The organism is Niastella vici, assembly GCF_002077945.1.
GTDB lineage: Bacteria > Bacteroidota > Bacteroidia > Chitinophagales > Chitinophagaceae > Niastella > Niastella vici.
Genome location: NZ_LVYD01000113.1, coordinates 179,524 through 193,644, shown reverse-complemented (window position 1 = coordinate 193,644; position 14,121 = coordinate 179,524). Strand labels below are relative to the sequence as shown.

Genomic DNA, 14,121 nt, shown 5'->3' with positions numbered 1-14,121 from the left:
TGAATGGAAAAGGATTTTCTATACGTAGCCATCTCTAACAATATTGCCAGCCTAATCAGGAATGGCGTTTTAAAGGCCGGTGAACGCCTGCCATCGGTGCGACTATTATGTCAGGAACATGGCATTGGTATGAACACGGCAAAAAGAGTATTCCTCGAGCTGGAAGCACAGTCGCTTATTGAATCAAAACCTCAGTCGGGTTATTTTGTAAGTCCCTTGCCTTATCAGCGGCTGCCGCTTCCGGAGGTCAGCAAGCCATCATTGGTAAGTAGCCCGAAAGAGCCCTATGAATTGATCAGGAAAGTGTATGCTACCATGGGCCGTAAAGACCTGATGCTTTTTTCCATAGGCGCGCCATCCGGCGAATTATTGCCTTTGTCAAAACTGAATAAGGAAATAATGTATGCAACGCGCCAGTTACGTGGCAGCGGTACGGAATATGAACAGTTACAGGGCAATGAAAGCTTGCGCCGGATGGTTGCCGCCCGTTCTTTATCGTGGGGCGGGAACCTGCGCGAAGATGACCTGGTAACTACTGCAGGCGGCATGAATGCTTTATCCTTTTGCATGATGGCGTTGAGTAAACCCGGTAATACCATTGCAATGGAAAGTCCCTGTTACCCCGGTAGTTTGCAACTGGCCCGAAGCCTGGGCCTGAAAGTATTGGAGTTACCTACGCATCCGGTTACAGGTGTTGAAATAGATGCCCTCAGGAAGGTGGTTAACAAGATCGATCTTTGTTTGCTGGTCCCCAACTTCAATACACCATTGGGCAGTTGTATGCCCGACGAAAATAAAAAGGAAGTGGTACAGCTGCTGGCGAAACATAATATTCCGCTTATTGAAGATGATATTTATGGCGATCTGTATTTCGGCAATCAACGTCCAAAATGTTGCAAGGCATTTGATACAACAGGCACCGTTTTGTGGTGCAGTGCTGTTTCAAAAACGCTGGCGCCGGGTTACCGGGTAGGGTGGGTGGCCCCCGGAAAATACAGGGACCAGATAATGAAATTAAAACTGGTGCATGCCATTTCTTCTTCTACCATTACACAGGAAGCAGTAGCCAATTTTCTAAAGACCGGCCGGTATGAAAATCACCTGCGAAAAATGCGGCTGACCTTGCAACGCAATTATCAGCATTATATAGATGGCATTGCTGAATATTTTCCGAAAGGCACCAAAACCAGCCGGCCGCAGGGTGGCCTGGCTTTATGGGTTGCCTTCGATAAAAAAGTAAATACCTCGGAACTGTTTGATGTAGCCCTTAAACAAAAAATATGCATTGCCCCCGGCAGAATGTACACCCTGCAAAATCAATATGAAAACTGTATGCGGTTTTCGCTTGGTTTATATTGGACAGATGAAGTGCAACATAAATTAAAACAGCTCGGCAGGTTGATTGCTTCCTGATGTAGTATGATACATACTTCGTCCTATTTCTTTTTAAAAAATACAAAAGAGCCTGGCTAAGCCGGGGTATGGCACAGCTTTTACAGCAATTTTAATAAAGCTCTTTTATGTATTCCAAAATAAAAATTGCAGGGCACCCGGTGCATCCCATGCTGGTTGCCTTCCCCGTAGCATTTTATACAGCCGCACTTGTATGCTACATTGTGTACAATAGTAATAGCAATCCTTTCTGGTTTAAAGTGGCAGTAGTGGCCAATATAGCCGGTGTGGCCATGGCAGCCTTAGCGGCAATCCCCGGCTTCATTGATTGGTTAAATATCCCAACTGACTCAAAAGCAAAAAAGACCGGCATCTATCACATGCTTTGCAATGTGGCGGCGTTGGTATGTTTCGGTATAGCGGCGCTTGTTGAATATAAAAAATGGGACGATGCCACGCCTTCGCTGGGCCTGGCCATTCCGCTTACTGCCCTCGGCTTTATATTAACACTGGCCGCCGGCTTTTTGGGCTGGACGCTTGTTCAGAAACACCATGTAGGAGTAGACGATGACAAGCCGGAAATAAGTTTGAAAGAACGGATCCAAATAAGACAAGCATAAAATTTATCCAATGGTGGTACGCAATAAAGCAAGATGGCCTGTTTACATCCTGCTGATAATCCTTACTGGTATCGGTTGCCGGTTTTATTTTAAAACGGGAAGAGAGCTATCTCCACCCATGGATAAATTTAAAAGTCTCACCGATAAACAGGTCAATGCCATTTATTCCTACCTGCGATCAGTAAAGCCTGTGCCGCATCTTGTCAAATAATCAAAATAGCATATTTGTTTTCTGTCATTTCTTTTACCATCTTGGTGATCATTACCCAAGATCATATTACCAATGAAAACAATATTACCGGCCTGTTTAGTTGTTATAATATGTTTCACCCGTTGCCACCGCAACCTGGAAATTCAGCCTGATACAAAGAATGAAAATAAGTCCGCCGCCAATACGGCGCGCCTGGCCTTTACTATCAATGCAGCAGTAAGTCCGTATGATAATATGATCCTGGCCGATCAGCCGGTAGCTTTCTGGAATGATGCTTCAGGTACTGATGTTACCGGTCATGGCTATACCGGTGTATTGATGAACACGCCCACCACCACTGCTTTGCCTAATGGCGATCGCTCTTTGTTGTTCAATGGTGTTAATCAGTATGCCGAGGTGCATGCAGCGCCGGCGTTATCTGTTTCGGCAACCGGCGTCCTTACCATGGAAGCCTGGTTACGCCCCGATGTACTTGATTTTCCTGATATGGAAGGTACGGGCTATATAAACTGGATGGGTAAGGGCGAAAGCGGCCAGCATGAATATGTATGCAGAATGTACGCACAAAACCCCACCGGAAATGATCAGGGCCGCACCAACCGGCTGGCAGGCAATGCGTATACGCTTGCCGGTAGTTCAGCTGCGGGCTCATATTATCAACCAGGTGCCGACTGGGCAATCTCAGCCGGCGAATGGATCCATTATGTATTTGTAATAAATACAAAAGCTGTTTCCGCACAACAACCTTACGGTTATACGAAGCTGTATATACAACGCAGGAACAGCAATGGCGAGCTTATCAGTTTTGAAGACCAGGACCCTTTGAATGGAAGTGAATTATTGGCCGGCACCGCGCCATTTCGCATAGGGACCCGCAATTTGAGTTCTTTCTTCAAAGGCGCTATAGGCAAAGCGGCGCTCTACAGTTATGAACCCGACAGTGCGCGCCTGGCCCAACATGGCAACGCTATGTTTGGCTATGATAATCTTGTTCTGTCGGGGAATCCCGTTGCTTACTGGAATACGGCCGGAACCGATCTCACCGGTCATGGACATGCTGCAGCATTTATAAACAACCCCGGGGTAACTACCATGCCCAATGGCGATGCATCGCTGGTGTTTAATGGTGTTTCGCAATATGGGGAAGTGGCCAACGCACCCGCTTTTTCCGTACCCGTTACCGGCGTGCTAACGGTGGAAGCCTGGCTGCGCCCCGATATACTTGACTTTGAAAAAACAGAAGGTACCGGTTATGTGCACTGGTTGGGCAAGCGGGAGAACGGGCAATGCGAATATGTGGCCAGAATGTATGGGCAACATCCTACCGGGGAAGATAGCAACCGCCTGAACCGCATCTCAGGTTATGCCTTTAATTTACCAGGCGGCAAAGGTGCCGGTTCTTATTACCAGGCTGCTGCCAATTGGCCCGTTCAAACCGGGGAGTGGATCCATTATATGTTGATCATAAATACGATTGATATTTCTTCCGACTATCCAACCGGCTATACAAAACTGTATGTACATCGCAAAAACAACAGCGGCACCGTTGTTACTTTCCAGGATAAAGATGCACTCATCGGCTATTCCGTTGTGCCGCAGGCCGGTTCAGCCCCTTTTCGCATTGCCACCGCCGACACCGGTTCATTCTTTCATGGCAGCATTGGCAAAGTGGCCCTCTATAATTACGAGCTCACTGCCAATCAATCGCTGCAGCATGCGGAAAGGATCTTCAACCAGTAAAAACGGCCGAATTCGTCCCTTCTTTTTGCCATTTTTTTATTAAATTTGACTAATAAACAGGCAATTATGACAGCGATTGTAATAGACAAGAAAAAGTATGTTTTGATCCCGGAGAAAGATTTTCAGGCCTTACAAAAAAAGGCAGCGCTGAAAACAAAACCTGAAAAATTGTTTACTATCGAGGAAGCAAGGGCCCATAGTAAAAAAATGATCAGGAAATGGGCAGCAGAAAAGTCGTAGTAAAAAAATCAGCAGCAGATAATATTGCCGCTATTGCCTGGTATATTGAATCCAAAGGTTTAATTGCTACTGCCGACAAATTTGTTGATAATGTATATGATCACTTCCTGAAACTTTCGGATCAAAGGAAATCATATGCCGTTTGTAAAGAACCCTCCCGCGAACGTTTAGGTTATAAATGCACTCCATATAAAAAGAAATACACTATTGTATTTATTGAAACTGCCACAGAATTGATCATTTGCGAATTTATTCCTTCAAAATTAATTTATTGGTAACTAGGGCCCAAAATCAGTTATTAATCTCGAATAACGCGAGTTATTCACCATTCACCATTGACCATTCTCCTTTGGTCATTCCACCCCCTTTATTTGACCATTGCCCCCGCCTTCCTTTTTCCACCCCCCATTTATTTTTGACTATCCTCTCTTAAACGCTGCACCACTTATAGCACATGAAAAACAGGTTGTAATAAGTTAATTATTAAACCTCAATACTAACGATCATGAAAAAGAACCTTGTTCTTTGCTTGCTATTCATTGCCATTACCGCCCGGCAAGCTGCCGCACAGGCGTTTGTTCATCCCGGTTTGTTACACACCGAAGCCGATTTCACCCGAATGCGAACCAAGGTCAATGCCGGCGCTCAACCCTGGAAAGGGAGTTGGGACCTGCTTGTCGCCAATAGCCATTCGCAATTGGGGTATGTAGCCCGGCCTACAGATACCGTGCGAAGAGGCGGCACCAACCAGAACTATCCACAATTGTACAACGACATTGCCGCTGCCTATCAATGTGCGTTGCGATGGAAAATTTCGGGCGATGATGCTTACGCCGATAAAAGCATCGCCATCATGAATGCCTGGTCATCTACGCTGAAGGAGATCACGGGAAATGCCGACCGGTTTCTTGCTTCGGGCATTTATGGGTATCAGTTCGCCAATGCGGCCGAGATCATGCGCACCTACAGCGGTTGGGCCGCAGTCGATTTTACCCGCTTCAAGAACATGATGCTGAATGAATTTTATCCCCTGTGCGATAACTTTCTCCTCAATCACAACGGCGCCTGCATCACCAATTACTGGGCTAACTGGGACCTCTGCAATATGGCCGCCATTCTGGCCATTGGTGTGCTGTGCGATCGCCGCGACCTCTACAACCGTGCCATTGACTATTTCAAAACCGGCGCGGGCAATGGTTCCATCATGCATGCTGTTTGGTACCTGCACTCGGCCACATTGGGCCAGTGGCAGGAGAGTGGCCGCGACCAGGGCCATTGCACCCTGGGTATTGGTTTGCTGGCTTCTTTTTGTGAAATGGCCTGGAACCAGGGCGATGATATGTATGGGTACGATAGCAACCGTTTTATGAAAGGCGCCGAATATGTGGCACAATATAATATCGGCAATACCGTGCCCTACACTACATATACCTGGGGCAACGGTCAAAATTGTGCGCAAATGTCGCAAACAGTTATTTCTGACGCCAGCAGGGGCAATCTGCGCCCGGTTTGGGAAATGGTGTATAACCATTATGCCAATCGCCTCGGAATAGCTGTGCCCGGTATGGCCGCCTATGCTCAGCTGCACAGGCCCGAAGGTGGCGGTGGCAATTATGGCACCGCCAGTGGCGGATTCGATCAACTGGGCTTTGGCTCATTGACCTTTACCCGCGATCCCTTTGTGGCGAATACTGTTGCCAATGGCACCTATAAGATCTATGCCCGGCACAGTGGCAAGGCGCTCGATGTACTAAACAATGGAACCGCCAATGGCAGCCAGGTACAACAATGGACGGCGAACACCTGTGCATGCCAACAGTGGACCCTGGCGTTCCAAAGCAGCGGCAGCTATATGGTAACCGGCGTAGGCAGTGGAAAAGCGCTGGATATAAATTCCGCTTCCACCGCCGATGGCGCCAAAGTGCAGATCTGGACATCCACTGGCGGCAATAATCAACGGTTCACCTTTATTCCTGCCGGTAATGGGTATTATCGCATTACTCCGGTACATAGTGGCAAATGCCTCGATGTAAACGGTGGTTCCACAGCAGATGGCGCGCTTGTTCAACAGTGGACGTACCTCGCCGCCGCCAATCAGCAATGGCAACTCGTTCCTGTTTCAGGTGCAAGAATGGTTACCACCGAAAACGGCACAACAACCACTGAACAAAACACCTTGTTGATAACGCCCAATCCGGCTCAAAAACAGGTGACCGTTTATTTCAAAGAAAAAGCAACTATACAGGTGTATAATGCGAATGGGCAATTGATGTATTCGGCTAATGCCCAGGGCAGTAGGCATACCATCGATATTTCGAGACTGGCGCCCGGTTCCTATTTCGTAAAAGTGAACCAGGGAGCGGGTAATGTAGTCAGGACAATTATTAAAGAGTAGTTTACAGATTGTAAACGTTTACACATCAGAGCACCCCCCGACATTAGTCGGGGGATTTTTTCGTGGGCAGCGCACTGGTACTGAGCGCACTGAGCGTAGCCGAAGTATCGAAGGAGCGTGGCATGCGCTGAGCGATGCCTCCCGTCGAAGGATTAATCGATTGATTTTTAAAATATTCCTTTCAACAGTTTAAAATTCCCGCAAAAATATGGTTACGCATACAGCAAGAATTGTACATTTATGGTGTAACCAGAATTAGCTCTAAGTTGTTGCTTTAGTGCTTGCGTATGAAAATAGGAATTGTCAAAGCGACAGTATTGTCGTTACTGTTAATTAATCTCTTCCGGCCCCTCTATGCTACGGATTACCCGATCACCTCTTATTTGGGTATAGAACAGGGCTTATCAAACAATTCGGTACGTTGTATTTTCCAGGATCAAAAAGGTTTTGTATGGTTCGGCACCTATGATGGGTTGAACCGGTACGATGCCTATAATTTTAAAGTATTCCGCAATAATTTCAACAACCCGCTTTCTTTACCCAACAATTTCATCAACGCCATCGATGAAGACAACATTGGTAACATTTGGGTAGGCACCCGGCAGGGAGTCGCTGTTTACCACAGCCTGGCCAATAGTTTTACGCCCGTTTATTATAAAACAGGTAAAGGCCCGCTCGTTAAATTAACAAACGTGATCCGCGATCTCGAAAGCGATGGCGATGGCAATATGTTTATTGGCACCATTGATGCCGGCGTATATTTTTGCGCGGCAGGTGACAGCGTTTGTGTTCGCGTTCCTATGGATGGGGAGGCAGCAGGGCAGGTGCTCGACATTGCCTCCATTAAAAAAGGCACCGATAAAACGATATGGGTGTTTGTACGGGCAAAAGGATTGTACCGTTTTGATGCTGCCGCGAAAAAACTCCGCCTGGTAAACGCATCCATTACCAATGCCAGTTGCCTCGAGGTAAAAGGCGATCTTATTTGGGTGGGCAGCAGCAGAGGCATGCACCGGTACAGCATTAAACAAAACACCTACGATAAATATTACGATGAGCAAAATGGCCTGCACCAGAATGATGTGATCGCACTCACCTGCGACCGCAATAACAAATTATGGGTGTCAACCAATGCCGGCATTACCATCCTGGATATTGCAAACGACCAATCCATGCAATACCTGGAGGCTGACAAACAACGGTATTCGCTGAGTAGTAATGCCATCACTTCTGTTTTGGAAGACCGCGATGGCAGAATGTGGATCGGCTGTTTGCGCGGCGGTATCAATATTATCGACAACCGCAAGAAATTGTTCGGCAAAGTTGATGTTGACCCATTGGCGGCCAATACACTGCTCAGTAATTATATTTTTGCTTTTTACGAAGGATCCGATGGGAAATTATGGGTGGGAACCGATGGCAATGGCCTCAGCATCTGGGACCGCAAAACAAATACATTCCGCAATTACCGGCACGACCCGGCTGATGCGCATTCACTGAGCAACGATTATATTACCGCCATTACAAGCGATCCCGAAAATAAGGTTTGGGTAGCCACCTACAGAGGCGGCATGAACCGCTATAACAGTGCTGCCAATAATTTTGAACATTTCCGGTTTGTACAGGTGGCCCCATTCAGGGAATTCGTGAACGGCCTCACTTATACCATGTTCCAGGATAAACAAAACAGGTTGTGGACCGGGACCCTGCAATATGGACTTTTTGTATTGAATCGTGCGACCAACACTTTTGAGTTGTTCGATGACAAATTAAAAGACCTGTTATTGATCACCCAGGACAGGGAAGGAACTTTATGGGCCGGTTCTTTGTCGAATTTAATTGCCATAGATCCGGTAAAAAAACAACACCGTTTCTTTAATATTGGAAAACCCGTGCGTTCGCTGCAGGAAGATAAAGCCGGTAATTTCTGGGTTGGAACCGAAGGGGGCGGTCTCCTGTTGTTCGACCGAAAGACCGGAAAGATCGTAAAACGATACACTACAGACGAAGGGCTTTGCAGCAATTCCATTTTAAATATCCTCGAAGACCGGCAGGGCAATTTATGGATCAGCACCTTTAACGGCCTTTCCAAATTCAACGGGAAAGATCAACAGTTTACCAATTATTATCAGAATGATGGCCTGCAAAGCAACCAGTTCAACTATAACGCGGCCCTTGCATTACGATCGGGCGAACTGGTGTTTGGCGGCATAAAAGGGTTCAACATCTTTCAGCCCGCCGATATTATTGAATATAGAAATACCCGGCCCATCCTGTTCACCGATATCAAAATAAACAACACCCCCATAGAACAGGAAAATTCGGTGATTGAAAAAAGTACCGGCAACAGCATTGAGGTCATTAAAGTGCCATTTAACAAAGCCATTCTTTCCTTTGAATTTGCTTCGCTCGATTATTCGGCGCCCGACAAAATGCAATATGCTTATTTTCTCGAAGGGTGGGACAGGGGCTGGAACTACGCCAACAATTCCAGAACTGCGGTGTACACGCACCTGTCTGAAGGCAACTATACCCTGCGGGTAAAAAGTACCAGCACGCCCGGAAAATGGGATGGAAAGGAATTGCTGTTACAGATCATTGTACTGCCGCCCTGGTACCGCTCTGTTTGGGCCTATTTGATGTATGTGCTCATGGCAGGTGCTATTATATATGTATACAACAGGTATCGCATAAAACAAACCCGGCTGGCTTATGAAGTGAAAATTGCGCGGCTGAATGCGGAAACTGAAAAGGCTGAACGCGCCAAAGAAAAAGCGGAGCTGGAAAAAGAAAGGGCCGAACGGGAGCGCGAGCACGTGGAGCGCGAGGCCGAGCGAATGTTGAACGAAAAGGAAAGGGAGATCAATGAAAAGAAGATCTCCTATTTCACCACCATTGCACATGAATTCAGAACACCGCTTACCCTCATCATCAATCCGCTCAAAGACCTTTTCAAAAAACGTCAGGAGGAACAGGCAAAACCCGATGGCGAGCTGAGCATTGTTTACCGCAATGCGCGCCGCATGTTGAGCCTGGCCGATCAACTGTTGTTATTCCGCAAAGCCGAAAGCGGGCTGGATACTATTAAACCTTCCAGGTTGAACCTGCATCACCTTGCCTGGGATGTATACCTCTGCTTTGTGCAGCAGGCCCGTTCGCAGCAGATCACGTACACTTTTAATTGTGCCAATGAGGAATTGGAGATCTGCGCCGATAAAGAAAAACTGGAGATCATTTTTTACAACCTGCTGTCCAATGCCTTTAAATATACGCCGGCCAACGGTTCCATTACCTTCACGGTGACCGAACAGGATGAAAATGTGCAGATTGAGATCGCCGATAGCGGCGCCGGTATTCCGGGGCAGATCGGTGAAAAATTGTTTGAACAGTTTTACCAGGCCGAAAGAACCATCACCGGCACCAAAACCGGTTTCGGCATCGGGCTGTTCCTGGTAAAACATTTTACCGACCAGCATAAGGGGCATATCACCTACACCAGTGAAGAAGGCAAAGGCGCCACGTTCTTTCTTACCTTATTAAAAGGCGCTGAGCATTTTAATGGCATCCCCATTGTAGCGGAACATGAATCGGGGCCCGTGTTTTTACAAACAGTAAAGGAAGAACCCATCGAAGAAAGCAAAAAACAGGTAGAAGAGAAATTGCCTACGGCCGAGGTGGTCACCGATAAACAAACCATTCTGCTCATCGACGATGACGAACAAATAAGGAATTACCTCGCGCAGCTGTTCAGGGATACCTATATAATTCACCAGGCCGAGAACGGCGCAGAAGGCTTAAAGGCTGCAGTCACCTATTTGCCCGATCTTATCATTTCCGATGTACATATGCAGGAAATGAACGGCATTGAATTGTGTAAACAGATAAAAGGGAACGATTCGCTGAACCACATTCCGGTCATTTTGCTTACCGCCAGTACCTCCGATGAATTCAAACTGAAAGGCGTGGAAGGCGGAGCCGACGATTATATCATTAAACCGTTCGACAATACCTTGTTACAGGCCCGGGTAACTAACCTGCTTAAGACCCGCAACACCCTGCAGCGGTATTTTTATAATGAGATCACGCTTAATAAAAATAACCAGCGGATATCCCAGGAATACAAAGCCTTCCTCGAAAAATGTATTGCCATTGTGGAGAGCCATCTCGATGACGACAATTTCAGCGTAAAAACGTTGATGGCCGAAATGGGCATGAGCCATTCGAACCTGTTCCGGAAAGTGAAATCTGTTTCGGGGCAATCGGTAAATATCTTTATCCGGTTCATCAGGTTGCGCAAGGCAGCAGAACTGTTCATCAACTCCAATTATAATGTAAATGAAACGGCCAATATGGTCGGCATTAACGACATCAAATACTTCCGCGAACAGTTTAACAAGCTGTTCGGCATGAATCCTTCTGAATATATCCGTCGCTACCGCAATGTGCATGGAAAACAATTCACGGTTGATAAGGATAGCATTAATCCCGACAACAGGGAATAATTAAAGGGTATAACTAACCAAATGACAGATTTACCCCTCATTTAAGACATTTACCCCCCACATACCTCCCTTTTCTCCCTGTTAATTTTACAGGGTTAAGCCTATTTGTAACCAATACTGTTATTAAAACGATTGCTTATGATTGCCTGCAAACCCCCGGGTTCGGTTTCTCCATTATTATTATGGAGGGCCTTGCTGCTAGCCTGCCTCACTATTTCTTTTTCTGCACAGGCGCAGGATGATGATACCATTAAGCTGGCGCTTAAAACAACCAATGCCCCCTTATTGAAATCGCCCGATGTAGAACCGGTGCTTTTCGGTGTTCAAAAGAAAAGCCGGTTGCTTCAATCGACTGCTACTGTTTACACCAGTCAACTATCAACAACACCCAGTCCGCAGTTCTTACAGGCATTGCCTGGCCGGCTGGCCGGGTTGAATATCCGCTTTACCAGCGGCGGTCCCGGTCTCGATGGAAACGGGATGAGTTTCGACATTCGCGGTGCAAGGGCCCAGATCATTCTGGTTGACGGCGTTGAACGCGGTTATCTCTCACTCGATCCCGAACAGATCGAATCTATTACCGTACTGAAAGATGCTTTGTCAACTGCGATGTTTGGCCAGCGCTCTTCGTATGGCATAATTTCTATCAAAACAAAAAAAGGCGATGTAGGTAAACCGCGGCTTTCTTTTACCGCCCAAACAGGTTTTGAAACGCCTTCGGCATTGCCCAAACCGCTGGCTGCCTGGCAATATGCAACGCTATATAATGAAGCGCGGCAAAACGACCTGGGACAAACAACATCAACACCTGTTTTCAGTCAGGCGCAAATAGATGCCTACAAAGACCAGACCGACCCCTATACCTATCCCGATGTAAACTGGTACAAAACCGTGCTGAATAAAAATGCCCGCGTAACCCGTTATAATTTTAATATTCAGGGTAGCGGCAAAGGCTTCAGGTATTTTGTTGACCTCGACAAGCTCAATCAAAAGGGCCTGTTTAAAACCGATGATGACAAGAATCCTTATAATACCAATTCACAGCTCGACCGCTATATCCTTCGCTCGAACCTCGGCGTGGATGTAACACCCAGCACCTTTGTGCAATTAAATTTATTCGGCCGTTTTCAGCGCTATAACCAGCCGGGCGGGGGCGTAGCCAGTATTTTTTCTTCCCTGCTCACTACACCGCAACTGGCTTACCCGGTATATAATCCCAATGGCAGCTATGGCGGAACGAGCGTGTATGGCGAAAATGCAAACATCTACGGGCAGGCCGTATCGCGCGGTTACCAGTTCCAGGATGTGCGGGATATTGCCGTTGATCTTGAAGTAACCCAAAATCTGGATGTGCTCACAAAAGGTTTATACCTCAGGGCCAAAGCATCGAATAACAATACGGCGTATTATACTACCACCCGGGTGAAGAACTTTGAGGTGTATCAATATGCCGGTACTACTAATAGCTATACAAAATACGGCACCACTACCGAGCAAACGACAGGTGGCGGGGTCAATGAGCGCTCGCGCATCGTATATCTGGAAGGCGCTGCCGGTTATGAAAGAACTTTTGGCCGCCATGCCATTGATGTACAGGCAATAGCTAACCAGCAAAGCAGGCTCTGGTTCAATATCAACAACCTGCCTGAAAATTATACCGCCTATGCCGGTAAGGTGAATTATACCTATGACGATAGATATGTAGTTGAAGGGGCGGTGAGTTACGGTGGTTATAACTATTTAACGCCGGCCAAACGCTGGGCAACCTATTGGGCCTACGGTTTGGGTTGGAACCTGCACAACGAACATTTTATAAAAGACAACCTGCATTTCATCAGCAACCTGAAACTGCGCGCCAATTACGGGTTAACGGGACAGGTGAATGCCGGTTATTTCTCTTATATACAAACCTATTTCAACCCCGGAACGAACACCAATAATGCGGTGGCTTATTGGTATGGCGCCGGTATGTCGCTCGAAAGAAGCACCGGTGAAAATGCTATTTCAAATCCCAACCTGGGCCCCGAGAAAGCCAAAAAGGCGAATGCAGGTATTGATGTGGGCTTGTTGAAGAACCGGTTAACGGTCACCGCCGATTATTTCTATAATAAATTCTACGACCTGGTGGCCGCCCCTACTATGACAACAGCCGTGCTGGGCGCCGGCTATCCTGCGCTTAATTATCAGAAATTCAATTATTATGGTACCGAGATAACTACTACCTGGCAGGACCAGGTGAAGGATTTCGCATATTATATCTCTGCCAATTTCTCAATGGTGCAATCGAAAGTGGTGTACAATGCCGAACTGCCCAAACAATACGATTACCAGGTACTCACTGGCAAACCGGTTGGGGTATTATATGGTTATACGGCTACCGGACTGTTTAAAAGTTATGATGAAATAAATGACCCGGCAACGGCTGTAATGCCTGCTGCGCCAAAATCATCTTTGCGCCCCGGCGATATCCGGTACCTCGACCGTAATGGCGATGGCGTTATCGATGCAAATGATCAATCGGGTATTGGCAGTGCCAAACCTACTATATACTTCGGTTCAACCATCGGGTTACGCTTTAAAGGATTTGACCTCAGTGCGCTGTTGCAGGGAACCATGAACCGCCAATCGTACCTCAGCGGTGATTTCATGAATGGTTTTGGCAATAATGGAAATTATACCGCCTATGAATATAACCTGGGCCGGTTTACCCTGGCAACCGCTGAAACAGCTACCCAGCCACGGGTTTGGTTAGGCACTAACACAAACAATTCGCAAACTTCTTCTTTCTGGTTGTTCAATAATGATTTTGTGCGGCTGAAGAATGTGGAAGTGGGGTATACTCTGCCCGAAAAATTGATGCGCAGGATCGGTTCGCCCACTGTGCGCTTTTTTGCGAATGGGTTGAACCTGCTTACCTGGGCCGAGATCTATAAAGTGCGTAAAGACCTCGATCCGGAATCATGGGGCGCAGCCTATCCTATTATGAAGGTGTTCAACTTCGGCCTCAACGTTAAATTTTAA

General features: G+C 46.9%; 9 protein-coding genes. All 9 read left to right on the top strand.

Going from position 1 to position 14,121, the window contains the following annotated elements; all coding sequences use genetic code 11:
- Nucleotides 1–3: 3 nt before the first annotated feature.
- The 9 genes from A3860_RS37120 to A3860_RS37085 all read left to right on the top strand — a co-directional run bounded on the left by A3860_RS37120 (nt 4) and on the right by A3860_RS37085 (nt 14,121).
- Complete coding sequence (locus tag A3860_RS37120) at nt 4–1,413, top strand: aminotransferase-like domain-containing protein (protein WP_081155659.1); 1,410 nt, start codon at nt 4–6, stop codon at nt 1,411–1,413.
- 107 nt (nt 1,414–1,520) lie between these two features.
- Nucleotides 1,521–2,012, top strand: coding sequence for a DUF2231 domain-containing protein (locus A3860_RS37115; protein WP_081155658.1), 492 nt, complete (start codon nt 1,521–1,523; stop codon nt 2,010–2,012).
- Nucleotides 2,013–2,022: 10 nt separating this feature from the next.
- Nucleotides 2,023–2,223 carry a hypothetical protein gene (locus tag A3860_RS37110; RefSeq protein WP_081155657.1) on the top strand — a complete coding sequence of 67 codons (201 nt, stop codon included), beginning with the start codon at nt 2,023–2,025 and terminating at the stop codon, nt 2,221–2,223.
- 72 nt (nt 2,224–2,295) lie between these two features.
- Nucleotides 2,296–3,963, top strand: coding sequence for a LamG domain-containing protein (locus tag A3860_RS37105; RefSeq protein ID WP_081155656.1), 1,668 nt, complete (start codon nt 2,296–2,298; stop codon nt 3,961–3,963).
- 66 nt (nt 3,964–4,029) lie between these two features.
- Complete coding sequence (locus A3860_RS41405; protein WP_158085484.1) at nt 4,030–4,203, top strand: hypothetical protein; 174 nt, start codon at nt 4,030–4,032, stop codon at nt 4,201–4,203.
- Nucleotides 4,182–4,481 carry a type II toxin-antitoxin system RelE/ParE family toxin gene (locus tag A3860_RS37100; protein ID WP_081155655.1) on the top strand — a complete coding sequence of 100 codons (300 nt, stop codon included), beginning with the start codon at nt 4,182–4,184 and terminating at the stop codon, nt 4,479–4,481. The genes A3860_RS41405 and A3860_RS37100 overlap by 22 nt, the downstream gene beginning before the upstream one ends.
- Nucleotides 4,482–4,708: 227 nt before the next feature.
- Nucleotides 4,709–6,598, top strand: coding sequence for an RICIN domain-containing protein (locus A3860_RS37095; protein ID WP_081155654.1), 1,890 nt, complete (start codon nt 4,709–4,711; stop codon nt 6,596–6,598).
- 287 nt (nt 6,599–6,885) lie between these two features.
- The gene (locus tag A3860_RS37090; RefSeq protein WP_081155653.1) at nt 6,886–11,100 is read left to right on the top strand and encodes a hybrid sensor histidine kinase/response regulator transcription factor; all 4,215 of its coding nucleotides are present in this window, start codon (nt 6,886–6,888) and stop codon (nt 11,098–11,100) included.
- 138 nt (nt 11,101–11,238) lie between these two features.
- Nucleotides 11,239–14,121, top strand: a complete 2,883-nt coding sequence (locus A3860_RS37085) for a SusC/RagA family TonB-linked outer membrane protein (RefSeq protein ID WP_081155652.1) — start codon at nt 11,239–11,241, stop codon at nt 14,119–14,121.

What these genes read in the sequence shown, in the direction of transcription:
- A3860_RS37120 (WP_081155659.1), top strand. Translation starts at nt 4, where the DNA reads ATGGAAAAGGATTTTCTATACGTAGCCATCTCTAACAATATTGCCAGC.
- A3860_RS37115 (WP_081155658.1), top strand. Translation starts at nt 1,521, where the DNA reads ATGTATTCCAAAATAAAAATTGCAGGGCACCCGGTGCATCCCATGCTG.
- A3860_RS37110 (WP_081155657.1), top strand. Translation starts at nt 2,023, where the DNA reads ATGGTGGTACGCAATAAAGCAAGATGGCCTGTTTACATCCTGCTGATA.
- A3860_RS37105 (WP_081155656.1), top strand. Translation starts at nt 2,296, where the DNA reads ATGAAAACAATATTACCGGCCTGTTTAGTTGTTATAATATGTTTCACC.
- A3860_RS41405 (WP_158085484.1), top strand. Translation starts at nt 4,030, where the DNA reads ATGACAGCGATTGTAATAGACAAGAAAAAGTATGTTTTGATCCCGGAG.
- A3860_RS37100 (WP_081155655.1), top strand. Translation starts at nt 4,182, where the DNA reads ATGGGCAGCAGAAAAGTCGTAGTAAAAAAATCAGCAGCAGATAATATT.
- A3860_RS37095 (WP_081155654.1), top strand. Translation starts at nt 4,709, where the DNA reads ATGAAAAAGAACCTTGTTCTTTGCTTGCTATTCATTGCCATTACCGCC.
- A3860_RS37090 (WP_081155653.1), top strand. Translation starts at nt 6,886, where the DNA reads ATGAAAATAGGAATTGTCAAAGCGACAGTATTGTCGTTACTGTTAATT.
- A3860_RS37085 (WP_081155652.1), top strand. Translation starts at nt 11,239, where the DNA reads ATGATTGCCTGCAAACCCCCGGGTTCGGTTTCTCCATTATTATTATGG.